At 68.1% G+C, this 13,923-nt stretch carries 13 protein-coding genes; 7 read left to right on the top strand and 6 right to left on the bottom strand.

Annotated elements, in window-relative coordinates; genetic code table 11:
- Window positions 1-1,099: 1,099 nt before the first annotated feature.
- Window positions 1,100-1,975 (top strand): helix-turn-helix transcriptional regulator, encoded by an 876-nt coding sequence (locus OHB49_RS30130; RefSeq protein ID WP_329164105.1) that lies wholly within the window; start codon window positions 1,100-1,102, stop codon window positions 1,973-1,975.
- A gap of 531 nt (window positions 1,976-2,506) precedes the next feature.
- Here the strand turns inward: OHB49_RS30130 and OHB49_RS30125 are convergent.
- From OHB49_RS30125 to OHB49_RS30115, 4 genes are all read right to left on the bottom strand, one after another.
- On the bottom strand, window positions 2,507-3,745 hold the full coding sequence (locus OHB49_RS30125; protein WP_329164104.1) for an HTTM domain-containing protein: 1,239 nt from the start codon (window positions 3,743-3,745) through the stop codon (window positions 2,507-2,509).
- The gene (locus tag OHB49_RS30120; protein ID WP_329164103.1) at window positions 3,742-4,536 is read right to left on the bottom strand and encodes a DUF5819 family protein; all 795 of its coding nucleotides are present in this window, start codon (window positions 4,534-4,536) and stop codon (window positions 3,742-3,744) included. Before OHB49_RS30120 ends, OHB49_RS30125 begins: the two co-directional genes overlap by 4 nt.
- 315 nt (window positions 4,537-4,851) lie before the next feature.
- Entirely contained in the window at window positions 4,852-5,076 is a 225-nt protein-coding gene (locus tag OHB49_RS45890; protein ID WP_443079677.1) for a LuxR C-terminal-related transcriptional regulator, read from the bottom strand.
- A 290-nt stretch (window positions 5,077-5,366) separates the two neighbouring features.
- Window positions 5,367-5,747, bottom strand: coding sequence for a hypothetical protein (locus tag OHB49_RS30115; protein ID WP_329164102.1), 381 nt, complete (start codon window positions 5,745-5,747; stop codon window positions 5,367-5,369).
- Window positions 5,748-6,004: 257 nt separating this feature from the next.
- Here OHB49_RS30115 and OHB49_RS30110 point away from each other — a divergent pair, with 257 nt between their 5' ends.
- From OHB49_RS30110 to OHB49_RS30090, 5 genes are all read left to right on the top strand, one after another.
- Window positions 6,005-6,607, top strand: a complete 603-nt coding sequence (locus OHB49_RS30110) for a TetR/AcrR family transcriptional regulator (protein WP_030970710.1) — start codon at window positions 6,005-6,007, stop codon at window positions 6,605-6,607.
- A gap of 116 nt (window positions 6,608-6,723) precedes the next feature.
- Entirely contained in the window at window positions 6,724-7,647 is a 924-nt protein-coding gene (locus OHB49_RS30105) for a TauD/TfdA dioxygenase family protein (protein ID WP_329164101.1), read from the top strand.
- Between the two features lie 110 nt (window positions 7,648-7,757).
- A complete protein-coding gene (locus OHB49_RS30100) occupies window positions 7,758-9,047 on the top strand; it encodes an MFS transporter (RefSeq protein WP_329164100.1) in 1,290 nt (429 codons plus the stop codon).
- Between the two features lie 38 nt (window positions 9,048-9,085).
- Window positions 9,086-10,795, top strand: coding sequence for an aldehyde dehydrogenase family protein (locus OHB49_RS30095; protein WP_329164099.1), 1,710 nt, complete (start codon window positions 9,086-9,088; stop codon window positions 10,793-10,795).
- 115 nt (window positions 10,796-10,910) lie between these two features.
- The gene (locus tag OHB49_RS30090; protein ID WP_329164098.1) at window positions 10,911-12,386 is read left to right on the top strand and encodes a long-chain-fatty-acid--CoA ligase; all 1,476 of its coding nucleotides are present in this window, start codon (window positions 10,911-10,913) and stop codon (window positions 12,384-12,386) included.
- Window positions 12,387-12,512: 126 nt separating this feature from the next.
- Here the strand turns inward: OHB49_RS30090 and OHB49_RS30085 are convergent, their stop codons facing one another.
- Together OHB49_RS30085 and OHB49_RS30080 are read right to left on the bottom strand one after the other, a co-directional pair.
- Complete coding sequence (locus OHB49_RS30085) at window positions 12,513-12,974, bottom strand: hypothetical protein (RefSeq protein ID WP_329164097.1); 462 nt, start codon at window positions 12,972-12,974, stop codon at window positions 12,513-12,515.
- Between the two features lie 195 nt (window positions 12,975-13,169).
- Window positions 13,170-13,439 (bottom strand): hypothetical protein, encoded by a 270-nt coding sequence (locus OHB49_RS30080; RefSeq protein WP_030926244.1) that lies wholly within the window; start codon window positions 13,437-13,439, stop codon window positions 13,170-13,172.
- Window positions 13,440-13,559: 120 nt separating this feature from the next.
- Here OHB49_RS30080 and OHB49_RS30075 point away from each other — a divergent pair, with 120 nt between their 5' ends.
- A complete protein-coding gene (locus OHB49_RS30075; RefSeq protein ID WP_030970701.1) occupies window positions 13,560-13,919 on the top strand; it encodes an arsenate reductase family protein in 360 nt (119 codons plus the stop codon).
- The last annotated feature ends 4 nt before the right edge of the window (window positions 13,920-13,923 follow it).

Here is a 13,923-nt window from a genome sequence, read left to right as displayed (position 1 = left end):
TCTCCGGTAATAGCCCTCCGCAACAGCCGCCCAGTAGATGCGATGACGGATGAATTACAACCAACGGCGAGCGGAGATCTCGGACTTCCTCACGGAAGAGATCGGTCTTCCACCACGTGCATCGCAGCGGACCGACGGCCTGTGGCGGGCATCAGCACCTGCTGGCACACCCGCCTTGAAAAGGCTCGTGACATCCGGGTATTCGGCCACGTCCTGCATCTCGCCGACCGAAGACGTTCAATCAACACCGAACAGCGCGGCTACTTCTGGCCCCGGCGAATGAGGAATCCCGTTCCAGCACCGGCGCTTCTGCAGAGGTGCAGCCCGGACTCTCCAGCGCCTCCTGGACAGTAAGCATCCGTATCGGGAATCCCCCCTCGGCCCCTGCTTCGGACATCCGGCCTGGAACCAAGACAGAACCGCGCCCAGGGAGATCTGCATAAGATCCCTCTGAGCACCGGCATATGCCGTTCCTCTTCTTCGGCGGGCATATGCAAACTGATCCAGAACGGGGGCCGAACGCCCGATCCGTGCCGGCCGAGTTCCGCGCGGCCGCCGGATTTTAAGTCCACGAACCGCGGTTCACCACTCCGGCACGCCTGCACTCCCTCCGCACTTGATTACCGCCGGGCCGACTCCCTGGCTTGATCCCACAAACGGCAGCGAGGGCCGCTACCCCACACCGTCGGGACAGCGGCTCTCGTCGGCACAGACACAGAAGCTCACGAGTCAGATGCCCTGTTGCCGCCGAGAACCGGCTGAGAGTGGGCACGTAGCGCGTACCCGCAAGACCTGCGCCCCTCTGGCTGCATGGTGTACGCCGGACAGCCCGGCCAGGCGGCTGCAGCGGCACGTTCATCGGCAAACGCAACGAGTGAGGTACCTCCTGCCACGCATGACTTTCCGCCTTCCACCACCGGAGCGAAAGGCAGGCGCTCGTTCACGAACGGTGCCCCTCTCAGCACCCCTTAGGGCCGAACGCAGCTCCCAGCAGGAGCTTCACACTCGGCAGAGCGCGCATCAAGAAACCGACTATCCTAGGAGTAGAGGTCTCCGGTAATAACCATCCGCAATAGTCGCTCAGCAGAGGGAACAACGGATGAATTACGACCAACGGCGAGCGGAGCTCGCAGACTTCCTCAAAACGCGACGGCTGGCCCTTCAGCCGGAAGAGGTCGGCCTTCCCAAACGAACATCACGACGAACCCCGGGCCTGCGACGGGAAGACGTCGCCGACTTGGCGGGCATCAGCGCCTGCTGGTACTCGCAACTTGAACAGGCCCGGAACATCCGGGTATCCGACCACGTCCTCAACTCGCTGGCCGAAGCCCTTCGCCTCAACGCCGAAGAGCGCGACCATCTCCTGACCTTGGCGAACGAGGATACCCGTTCCAGCGCGAACGTACCCGCGGACGGCGTACCTCCGACCCTCCAGCGCATCCTGGACAGCCAGCATCCGCATCCGGCAGTCGCCCTCGGTCCCCGTTTCAACATTCTCGCCTGGAACCAGGCCAGAACCGATGTTTATGGTGATCTGGCCAAAGTCCCCCCTGCGCACCGCCATATGCTGTGGCTCTTCTTCGGCGGTCACATGCGCGAGATGATTCATAACTGGGAGCCGAGCGCCCGATCCGTGCTGGCGGAGTTCCGCGCGGCCACCGGACTGTACGTCCACGAACCATGGTTCACCACACTGGTCCGCGAACTGGGCCAGAACAGCACGGACTTCCGCAGATGGTGGCAGCAGCACGAGATCGAAAAACACCACGTCACCACCCGTGAAGTGGAGCACCCCTTTGTCGGCCGCATGGTGCTGGAAGAGAGCGTGCTCGTTGTCGACGACCGCTCAGGCCGGCGGATCATTCTCGAGACTCCGCAACCCGGCACCGGCACCGAGAAAAAGCTGACGGCGCTTTCCTGGCAGTCCCACCCAGTGCAAGATCCGTCGCGACACGTGCTTCGAAAGCCGGGTTGAGGGGAGCAATGGAGCAACCACTTCTGAACTCGATCGCTCCTGACGACCAAATAGCGCAGAGGTGAAGCTGTCCAAGGGCTGTCTCGTAATCCCTGGTGGATCATGCGCCCGCCAGGGATTACGAGACAGCCCTTGGGGCGCGTCGGTTCCATTCGTCACGACGATCTCCGACGTGGCGCGGCCCTCGTGGTCGGTGGCTACTGCGCCCGGATTGACGTCGCCCTTCCCGTTCACACCGTTCCTTGAAGCCGTTCAGCTTCTCGCCCGCGACGGACGCGGCCTCGGACGCCGTGCTGGAGGCGCTGCCCCCGTCGTCCGAACAGGGGTCGTGGTGCTCCTCCGGCCGATGTCGTCGCCGTCGGCCGTCGGGGTGGTCGCCGGTGAGTTGGAGGTTTCTGAGCGTATGTGTGTACGCGCCTGCGCCCCCGGGTCTCCGAGGGCGCAGGCTTCGGGTGCGTCAACTGTCGATCGTCGGCCGTCAGCGGCCGTAGCGGATCAGGGCGACCGGCGGCGGGTACTGCTGATCCCCCATCACGCGCGGCGGACGGGCTCGGTCTGTTCTTGGGCTACCGGTGGTGCGGGCACCACGGCTCGCGTCCACCGCACTGCGCGCGTCATGCCGTCGCTCAGCCAGAGCAGAACAGCGGTCGGGAGGAAGAGCGAATCCGCCGCAATCATCGCCATCGTGAAGAAAGGGAGACCGAGCAGAATCCCGATGCCCGCGTGCATGGACATCATGATCGCGACCATCACCGTCCTCACACGGCTGTTGAAAAGCGTGAAGGGGAAGGCGACTTCGACGATCACCGTGCCGTAGCTCAGTAGCAGGACGATCAGGCCGCTACTCGCGACGGTATGGGACAAAGCGGGCCACGGGGTGACGTTGCCGAGGTGCAACGCGTAGTAGATCGCCGTGCCATCCTGCCAAAGGGAGCCCTGGATCTTGTACCAGCCGGAACTCGAGTAGATCAGGCAGACCTGGACCGCGACCACGAGCATCGCACCCGCGTGCACCACGTTGCCGACCATCTCCATCACGGTGCGGGGCTCCCCGGGAGCGTAGCTCCGCACCAACCACCAAGCCATCTGCGCGATGACGAAGCCCCAGAGCAGCAAAGCCCAGCCCGTGCTCAGCTTGCCCAGTGCGGTGACCAGAGTGAGCACGGCAGTGAAGAGCGCCCACATGACAATCCCGACCACGTCCCGGCCGCCGTCCCGGCCGCCGTCGCGGTCGTCCGCAGAGCGCCGCGCGTCCAAGGACCAGACCTGGCCGCAGCGCGTGAACACCAGGTAGATCGCCATGATGTGGATGACATTGTCGCCGCCGTTCCCCACGAAGGGGGTACGGTTCTGGAGCGCCAGCACACCGATCATGAACAGCAGCGAGGCGGTACGGGTCCGCCAGCCGAGGAGCAGCATCACCGACGAGGCGATCGCCGCCACGTAGACGATCTCGAACCACAGCCGGCCGTCATGCCACAAGATTATGGTGAAGCCGTGGTTTGTGGCATTCCATTCACGGGCCATGGTCCAGCTCCAAGGGCTGTCCGCCCCGTAGAGCTGGTTGCGGTGCACCCACTCGCGCAACAGCAGGGCGAGCCAGGTGAGCGAGAAGCCGATCCGGATGACGGCCGACTGGTACGGCGCGATGACACCGCTGGTGATACGCGTAAAGCCTCGCTCGATAATGGCGCCGATACGGCGCCACAGCCGGGCGTGAGGGGGCGGTACGGATTCGCGGCCGGACGTGGCCGGAGAGTATGCGGTCACTTGAAGTCCTCCGCCTTGACGGTCCACCACGGCTCCACCAAATAACCGGTCGTGGTGTCGACGTACTGATTGCTCCACGAAGGCGCCGCGATTGGCGTACTGGCAGAGCGCAGCTGGACGAGTTGCACGGTGCCGCCGTCGTAGTGCGGTCCAAAACGCTGGGCGGCGATGCGCAACAGGTACTGCTGCATCAGGTTTCCGAACAAGCCGACCGGACGGCCCTTGTCATCAAGCGTGGAGACGTAGTTGCTCCAGGCGCCGCGAAGTTGGTTCTGGTGCGCTTGGCTGGGTAGAGGGTTGTGCACGATCCACGTCTCGTCCATCGCGGTCAAGTCCATCCAGCCCGTAGTTTTGAGGGCCCCGTCGGGCATCAGGACCTTCACGCGAGCCTGCACATGTGTATTTGCCGACGTCGGGTTGGGGGCGAAGAGCTTCCAGTCCTGTGCGAACTCGGGATAGATGTAGCTGTTGAGGCCCGCGGCGTGCTTCTGGGAGACGGTGTTCAAAGGGGCGATATTGAGGAAGAGCATCACCGAGTGCACGACAGCCGCGACCGCGACGCCCACCACCGAGAGCACGATGATGATCACCGATACCGGTGAGAGAGCGGACATCCCGCCCCGTCTGCCGGCATGATCCGCCGGCGACCCGGCCCCCTCACCCGCACCTCCCGGAGCTTGTCCGTCCGGCGCGGGGTCCGGCAGTTCCTCGCCCGGTTCCCTGACATCAGGCGGCTGCATGGCATTCCCAGTCCGGAACCAGATGCGGGTAGGTGGCTGCACCGCGGGCATGGATCTGCACCGCCTGTGCGGACGCGCCACTGGATTGGGCGCTTGCGATGCCGTACCCGCCTACCGTCGAGCAAGCGGCTGTCGTGACACCGATGCTCTGCCATATCGGATTCTTCATGATCGGCCTCGCGAGAATTGGGTGATCCTGCTTTGGAAGTCGTGCACGTTTTCGTGGTCATCACCCCGAAGAGCGGTGATGTGAAGCTTGCACCTGAGCGCACTGACGCGCGGCCGCTGTGCGAAGCGGAGACGTACCGTTGACGCCATTTCTTCCCATGGTCGATAAACAAGGCTTGTCTGGATTAACTCAGAAGATCAAGGGGAAGAATGGCTGGTCTTATCTTTGGGCACAACCGCCGACTCATTGGCGCAGCGCGAGCCGGGCCGGATCTGGCCCTTCGGTGAGATCCGCTCTTTCCTACGCAGCCGATCCAGATACGAATGTACTGCGTTTCCAGTGATGTTCAACTCGGCGGCGATATCCCGACCTGCCGCACCGCCGGCAGGCCGCTTCAGGACCTTTCTCTCGCGGTCGGCAATGCCGGGAGATGGCGAGCACAGGACCCCGCCATCGCAGTGGACGGAGAAGCGAATTCACCCAGACGCTACAGTGCGGATGCCTGTGAGCAGCTCTGCTTCGATAATTCCTCGCCTCAGGTAACCACGTACACAGAACTTAATTCACAGGACTGCATCTGATTGTGTTTCGGAGTCCGACAAGGCGACGATCGGATGTCTTGCTTTGCACGGCCCAGTTCCTTGCCGGCTGAGGTCCCGCAGCCGACGAGGAAACGCTGCCCAGCATTTCAGGTACCAAGCCGACGCATCAGTCAGCGTGTGATGGTGACGGTGGTCTCGACGACCTTGTCCGGGTTCGAGTTGCAGGCGAGGTAGATGGTCCCTGTGGTTCCGCGCTCGGCATTCTCGATGGTGGCTGCGCCGACGAGCGTTCCGTCGGCGCCGGCCTTGAGCTCCGTGATGCCGATGGGGGATCTCGCCGTGGTCTCGCCGCCGACGAGCGGGCCCTCGGCAAGCCCGCCCTCCCCGGGGTTCTCACAGTTGCGCAAGGTCAGTTGCACGGTTTGGCCGGGCTGTGCGGTGTTCGGGCTGACGGTGGCGACGGGGTCGGCGCCGTCGGTGGCCATCGCAGCGGGGGCCGACAATGCCAGCACAACGGCTCCTGCGACGGCGGGCATTCCGATGAGGCGCATGGCTGCCTCCCGCGGGCCCGGTCTGCCGGGTGTGTCCCGAACGGATGACCGCACCACGTTCCTTCCCATCGTAGGAACGCATGGCGTGCGCTGCGATGCCCGCTAGCCCGAACAGGTGAACGCCGAGCCCGGCTCCGTCGGCCGTGTCTCTACGGGGCGGCCCTCACCGCTTGTGTGCATGCCGGTCCGGCTCCTTCCCCGGACGCGATCGAGGACCGGCCTGGTCGGCGTGCGGGGCGAAATCATAGGGTCGGAGCATGGTCGAAAAGCAGACTCGGGACGCAGCACGAGGGCCGGGGCGCCCCCGGGAGGAGCGGGTCACCCGCGCGGTGCTCGACGCGGTGCTCGCGCTGGTCGCGGAGAAGGGGATGAACGCGCTCACGATGGACGCCGTGGCCGTGCGGGCCGAGGTGAGCAAGCCGGCCATCTACCGGCGCTGGCCCACCAAACAGGACCTGATCATCGCGGCCGCCGAGTCACGCGTCGGCCCCCTGTCCATCCCGGACCTTGGGGACTTCCGCGCCGAGCTTCGGGCCGTGCTCACCGCTCGTGTGGAGGTGTACCGGGTGCCCGGGATGAACCGTCTGATCGCAGAAGTGCTCAGCGCTGCGGCCGACCCGGGGGCCGGACGCAGCGCGTACCAGGCGTACATCAACCGGGTCATGGGTGAGACCGGGCGCATCCTGGAGCGCGGCATCGTGCGCGGGGACGTGCGGTCGGACACCGACGTCCGGGCCGCCGCCACCATGGTGGCGGCGCCGTTGGTGTTCCGCCTGGTGGCGGAGCAGGAGCTGCCGGACAGCCACCTGGTGGAGTCGGTGGTCGAGCTCGTCGGTCGCGCCGTCGGAGTGCAGCACTGACCGGGAGCCGGATCTCTCCGCGGTCGTGAAATCGATGGACGAAGACCCTTGCCATGGCATGCCCCAATATCGATACTCACGGTATCGAATTGATCCTCACCGTGGAGGAAGCACCCATGGCCGCAGACGTCGCCACCCCCAAGCCCGCCCTCGACAAGCCCTTGATGCACTACGGGCGCCGCGTTCTGGAGCGCACCGCTCCCGGCAGCGCCGAGACGGAGTACCGGATTCTGGGCATCTGCCCGCTCACCCCCCACATCGGTGCCGAGGTCAGCGGTGTCGACCTCTCGCAGCCGATCGGTGACGGCCTCGCCGAGGAGCTGCGGCACGCACTGCTGGAGTGGAAGGTGATCTTCTTCCGTGACCAGCCCCGCTTTGCTTCCGAGCACCACGTCGCGCTCGCAGCGGTGTGGGGCGAGCCGGAGGTGAACCCGTTCTTCCCCAAGGGCGAAACCGTCGGTGTCTCCCGGCTGGCCAAGGACGCCATGACCGTCGGCAGCGAGAACATCTGGCACAGCGACCACTCCTTCATGGCCGCGCCCGCCCTGGGTTCCGTACTGCGCGCCGTCGAGGTGCCGCCGGCCGGCGGCGACACGATGTGGGCGGACATGGCCGTCGCCTACGACAACCTCTCCGAGTCGATGAAGGCCCGGATCGACGGACTCACGGCGGTGCACGACTGGGTGCCCAGCTGGGGATCGCTGATGACCGAGGAGCAGGTCGCCCGGTTCCGGGAGACGCTGCCGCCGGTGGAGCACCCGGTGGTCGTCCGCCACCCGCAGTCCGGACGCAAGGTGCTCTACGTCAACGAGCCCTTCACCACGCGGATCGTCGGCCTGTCCGACACCGAGAGCCGCGAGCTGCTCGACGAGCTCGTCCTCCAGGCCCGTATCCCCGAGTTCCAGGTGCGTTTCCGCTGGCAGCCGGACTCCGTCGCGATCTGGGACAACATCGCGGTCCAGCACTACGCGATCAACGACTACTACCCGCAGCGGCGTGTCATGGAGCGGATCGCCATCGCGGGAGTCCCGCTCTCCTGAGGCCCCGCGCGCCGCGATCCGCCCCGGCGGGCCCGCTCACGGGCCACGGCGCCGCCCCGCCTCCTCGCGTGCCCACCCCCTCGTCAGCGCCCCTTTTCCGGAGGACCGCCGTGACCGCCGCCGACACCGCACCCAGAAAGACCGAGTCCCCGACAGACCGCAGCTCCGGCGCCCGCGCCTGGATCGTCACCGGCCTGCTCGTGGTCTTCATGATGGTCAACTTCGCGGACAAGTCCGTGTTCGGCCTCGCGGCCGACGAGATCCGTGCGGACATGGGTCTGTCCGCCACCGAGTTCGGGCTCGCCAACAGCGCCTTCTTCCTGCTGTTCTCGGTGGCCGCCGCCACCGTGGGTCTGCTGTCCGACCGGGTGCGGCCCAAGTGGCTGCTGCTCACCATGGCGGTGCTCTGGTCGGTGGCGCAGACGCCCGCGGCCCTGGGCGGCGGCCTGGCCGTACTGATCGGCTCACGGATCCTGCTGGGCGCGGCGGAGGGTCCCGCCTTCCCCGTAGCCCAGCAGGCCGCGCTGTCCTGGTTCCCCAACCACCGGCGCAACCTCCCCGGGGCGCTGGTCACCCTCGGCGTCACCCTCGGCGTGATCACCGCCGCCCCCGGCCTGACCTGGGTCATCCACCACCACGGCTGGCGCGCCGCCCTCTGGGTGGTCGCGGCCGCCGGTGCGCTGTGGGCCCTGCTCTGGGCGGTGCTCGGTGCCGAGGGCACGTACCGCACCGACACCGCGGAGACACCGTCCGTCGACTCCGCAGCGAAGCCCGCCTACCGTCGGATCTTCGGCAGCCGTACCTGGATCGGCACCACCGCTGCGTACTTCACCAGCTACTGGTGCGTGGCGCTGATGCTCGTCTGGATGCCCTCCTACCTGCGCAACGGTCTCGGCCACTCCGCCGCCGCCTCCGGAGAGCTCGTCGCCCTGCCCTGGGCCATGGGCGCCCTGGTGCTGCTGGGCCAGGCGGCGCTCACCGGCTGGCTCATGCGCCGCGGAGTCAGCAGCCGCTGGGCGCGTGGCCGGGTCGGCGGCAGCCTGCTGCTGCTCGGTGCGGCCGCCTGCCTGGCCCTGCCGCTGGTGGACGGTGCCGGCGCGAAGACCGCGCTGCTGGTGGTGGGCTTCGGCCTGGGCGGAGCGTTCCCGACCGTCGCGGTCACCACCGTCGCCGAGCTGGCCCCGCCCGCCCGGCGTGGTGGCGCCCTCGGCACGATGAACGCCACCGTGACCACCGCGGGCCTCATCGCCCCCGCCGTCGTCGGATCTCTGGTCGACAGCCACGGCGCGGCGGGATACCAGACCGCCGTCGTGCTCTCCGGCGCCTTGCTGCTGCTGGGCGCGCTCGCCGCCTTCACCCTGATCGACCCGGCTCGCGACACCGCTCGTCTGGACGTCTGATCCCGCCCGACCACCTCTGCTGCCCTAGGAGCGCACCTGTGACCGCCCCTGCCATCGACACCGAACCACTGAACCAGGCCCTCGCCGAGCTGCGCGAAGGAGCCGCGTCGTGGACCACCACCCCGATCGCCGAACGGATCGCGCTGCTGGAGCGGTTGCTGCCGCGGATCGCCGACAGCGCCGCCGACATGGCCGCAGCCGGCGCCCGCGCCAAGGGATACGGACCCGACTCCCCATGGGCGGCCGAGGACTGGATCGGCGCCCCATGGGCGCTCGCCCAGAACGTCAGTGCCTGCCTGCATGTGCTGCGTCGGATCGCGGCAGGCAAGGAACCGGTCGACGCCGGAGCGGTGCACGTGCGCGACGGCCGCACCCGGGTCGACGTCTTCCCCGCCACCGGATGGGACACCCTGCTGCTCAACGGGTTCACCGCCCAGGTGTGGATGCGCTCAGGCATCACCGCACAGCGGGTACGGGACCGGGCCGCCGGCGAGTACCGCGGCCGGCCCGGACGCCCGGCCGTCGCCCTGGTCCTGGGTGCGGGCAACGTCGCGGCCATCACCGCGCTCGACATCCTCCACAAGCTCTACGCCGAGGGCCAGGTCGTCGTCGCGAAGATGAACCCGGTCAACGCCTATCTCCGCCCGCACTTCGAGCACGTCTTCGCCGAGTTCGTCGAGCGCGGCTGGGTGCGCTTCATCGACGGCGGCGCAGCCGAGGGCAGTTACCTGGCCACCCACGACGGTGTGGACACCATCCACGTCACCGGCAGCGACCGCACCCACGACGCCATCGTGTGGGGCACCGACGAGCAGGCGGCCGAGCGCCGCCGTGAGGACAGGCCGCTGATCGGAAAGCCGTTCTCCAGCGAGCTGGGCGGGGTCAGCCCCTGCATCGTGACCCCCGGCCCCTGGAGCGCGGCGGACTTCCGCTTCCAGGCCGAACACATCGTCACCAGCAAGATGAACAACTCCGGCCACAACTGCATCGCCAGCCAGATCCTGGTCCTGCCCCGGGAGTGGGACGGCACCGAGCGGCTGCTGGAGGAGATCCGGCGGGTGCTGCGCGCACTGCCGCCGCGCACCGACTACTACCCCGGCGCCGCCCAGCGTCTCGGCGCCGTGCTCGAGGCCCACCCGCAGGCCGAGTCCCACGGCGACGGAGACTGCCGCATCCTGGTCCCCGACATCACCGACCACGACGACATGCTGATCACCGACGAGATCTTCGGCAGCGCCCTCGGCGTCGTACGGCTCCCGGGCGACACCCCGGCCGAATTCCTGCGCCACGCCGTCGACTTCGCCAACGACGAACTCCCCGGCACACTCGGTGCGACCCTCATCGTCCACCCCAGGACCGAGAACGCCCACCGCACCGCCGTGGAGACAGCCGTCGCCGAGCTGCGCTACGGAACCCTCGGCGTCAACTGCTGGTCCGCGATCGGATTCCTGCTCGGCTACACCCCGTGGGGCGCCCACCCCGGCCACACCCGCCAGGACATCGGCAGTGGCATCGGCTTCGTCCACAACGCCTTCATGCTCGAGGACATCGAGAAGACCGTGCTGCGCGCGCCCTTCGCCCCCACTCCACGCGGTCTGTTCACCGGCTCCCCGTCGCTGTCCCCGCGCCCGCCGTACTTCGTCACCAACCGCACGTCCCGTACGACCATCGAACGCGTCACCCGCTTCACCGCCGCGCCCGGCATCGCCAAGCTGCCGGCCGTCTTCGTCTCCGCGCTGCGCGGCTGACGGTCCCGCATTCCGCACCCGAGCCGGACACGGCCCGGCTGTTCGCCCGGCCCGGGTCGACACCGCCCGCGGCGGCGACCGGGACGTGCACGGCACCAGAAACGAAAGGCCTCAGGTGAATCTCGCCGACCTCCTCAGCCGCACCGCCGCCACCCACGGCACGCGTATCGCCGTCGAACTCGGCGACCGGTCGCTGACCTACGCCGAACTCGACACGCTCGCCGGCCGGGTGGCCGCCCTGCTCACCGCGCGCGGCGTCACCCCCGGCGACCGGATCGCCGTGATGCTGCCGAACCTGCTGGAGTTCCCAGCCCTGTACTACGGCACGCTGCGAGCCGGCGCCGTCGTCGTGCCGATGAACCCGCTCTTCAAGGCACGCGAGATCGCCCACTATCTGAACGACTCGGGCGCGGTGCTGCTGTTCGCCCACGAGTCGGCGGTGGGCGCGGCGACCGCCGGGGCATCGGACAGCGCCGCCACCGTGGTCCCGGTCGGGCCGGGTTCGCTCACCGACCTGCTCGCCGCCCACCCGGTCCCCACGCCCGTGCGGACCCGCGAGGAGCACGACACCGCGGTCATCCTGTACACCTCCGGTACCACCGGAGTGCCGAAGGGCGCCGAGCTCACCCACGCCAACCTGGTCCGCAACTCCGAGATCACGAAGTCGCTGTTCCGGCTCGGCCCGGAGGACATCCTGCTGGGCTGCCTGCCGCTGTTCCACACCTTCGGCCAGACCTGCGCCATGAACGCCGCCGTGACCGCCGGCGCCCGCCTCACCCTGATGCCCCGCTTCGACCCCGCCCTGGCCCTGCAGACCATCCAGCAGCGGCAGGTCACCGTCTTCCAGGGCGTGCCGACGATGTACGCGGCCATACTCGCCGCACACACACAGCAGCCGGGCGGCTACGACGCCTCCTCGCTGCGGCTGTGCGCGTCCGGCGGTGCCTCGCTGCCCGTCGAGGTCCTGCACGGGTTCGAGGCCGCCTTCGACTGTCCCGTACTGGAGGGCTTCGGCATGTCCGAGACCTCACCGGTCGCCTCCTTCAACCACCCTGACCGCCCGCGCAAGGCAGGCTCCATCGGCACCCCGATCGAGGGCGTCGAGCTGTGCCTGATCGACGAGAAGGACGGCGTCGGCGAACTCTGCGTCCGCGGCCACAACGTCATGAAGGGCTACTGGGGCCGCCCCGAGGCCACCGCCGAGACCATCCTCGACGGCTGGCTGCGCACCGGTGACCTCGCCACCGTCGACGAGGACGGCTACTACTTCATCGTCGACCGTAAGAAGGACCTGATCATCCGCGGCGGCTTCAACGTCTACCCCCGCGAGATCGAAGAGGTCCTCTACGAGCACCCCGCGGTCGCCGAGGCCGCGGTGATCGGCATCCCCCACCCCGCTCTCGGCCAGGAGGTCGCCGCCGCCGTGGCCCTGCTCCCGGGCGCCGAGGCCACCGCAGACGATCTGCGGGAGTTCGTACGGGGGCAGGTCGCCCCCTACAAGTACCCCCGCGAGGTCTGGCTGCTCGACGCGCTCCCCAAGGGCGCCACCGGCAAGATCCTCAAGCGCGAGATCGCGACCCCGGGCGCCTGAGGGAGGACGACCCGTCGTCCGGGGATCCCGCCCCCACATTCCGCCGCCTGGTCGCGTCCTCCCTGGCCATGCGGGACGCCAACGGGAGCGACGGCACTCGGTGGCCGCCGCTCCCGTTGCTCGTTGTCAGTGACGCAGGGCCCTGCCCACCTCGGCGGTGACGTCGCCGGCGAGGGTGCGGTTGCTGCGGGCCGTGGCGTCCTTGGGGGTGCCCGGCTGTACGTCGTCGACCGTCACCACGGTCGAGTCCAGCAGATTGCCGCCGGGGTCCCGGAAGTTGATCTGGACGATGTACGACTTGGCCGAGTCGGTGCTGTTCGTCACGGTGATCTTCGTGGTGGCGCGGCCGCCCTGCTCAGTCACCGCACCCGCCTTGACGTCCTTGCCCGCATTCACGCCGTTCTTGAAGCCTTCGAGCTTCTCCTGCGCGGCAGCTGACGCCGAGGCCGCCACGGACGCGACGGCGGATGCGGCCTTGGACACCGTGCCGGACGGGCTGCCGCCGTCGTCCGTGCAGGCGGCGGCAGCCGATGCCACGACCCCCGTCAGCAGCAGGGCCCACACGCCTCGTACGGATCGCCTTGTCATCGCGCCTCCCAGCACTCACGGATCCGTCCCAGTCAAGGCGGAGGCGGGGCCGCCCGCATGCCGCGCACGTCGATCGGGTGACGGCAGGAGGCCCGCAGAAGGTGGCGACGGCTGCGCCGGTGTCGCGGGGTGTACGTGCCTGTGCCCCCGGGCGAGGTCCGGGGGCACAGGCTTCGGTCCGCCGGCTGTGGGCCGTCAGCGCCCGTAGCGGATCAGGGCGCGGACCATGCGGCAGGTCGTGTCGGACGGCGGATGGATGCCGATGCGCTCGGCAGTCGTGCGTATCTTGTCGTTGTCTGCGCTCGACGGGTAATAGACGCCCGTGTCGAGCAGGGCGATCGCCAGGCGCATGGCCTTCAGGCGGCGGTTGTGCGAGATGTACCACTCGCGGGGCCGGCCCGCGGGGAGCGGCTTCTTCTGCAGGGGCTTGTGGAGCGGCTTGGTCGTGACTGCGGCAACGGCCATGGGCAACCTCCTGGCACGGTCGTGGAACCCTCACGAACTACCCCTATTTTACGGCCCACCACTGACAATCGCCCCTGGCCAGAAGGGTTTTCGCGGCCTCCCTCCCGTATCGTGGGCCCCATGGAGATCTGGATCAATCCCGCGTGTTCCAAGTGCCGCAGCGCGGTGCAGTTGCTCGATGCGGAGGGAGCCGAATACACCGTCCGCCGCTATCTGGAGGATGTGCCGTCGCCGGACGAGATCCGGGCCGTGCTCGACCGGCTCGGGCTGGAGCCGTGGGACATCACGCGGACGCAGGAAGCGGACGCGAAGGAGCTCGGGCTCAAGGAGTGGCCGCGCGAGGCCGGTTCGCGGGAGCGGTGGATCACGGCGCTCGCCGGGCACCCGAAGCTGATCCAGCGACCGATCATCACTGCGGAGGACGGCACGGCTGTCGTGGCGCGCACGGAGGAAGCGGTACGGGACGCCTTGGGGCGCTGATCCG

The organism is Streptomyces sp. NBC_01717 (assembly GCF_036248255.1).
In the GTDB taxonomy this organism is placed as follows: Bacteria; Actinomycetota; Actinomycetes; order Streptomycetales; family Streptomycetaceae; genus Streptomyces.
The sequence above is the reverse complement of the archived record's forward strand: the minus strand, read 5'-3'. Positions and strand labels throughout refer to the sequence as shown.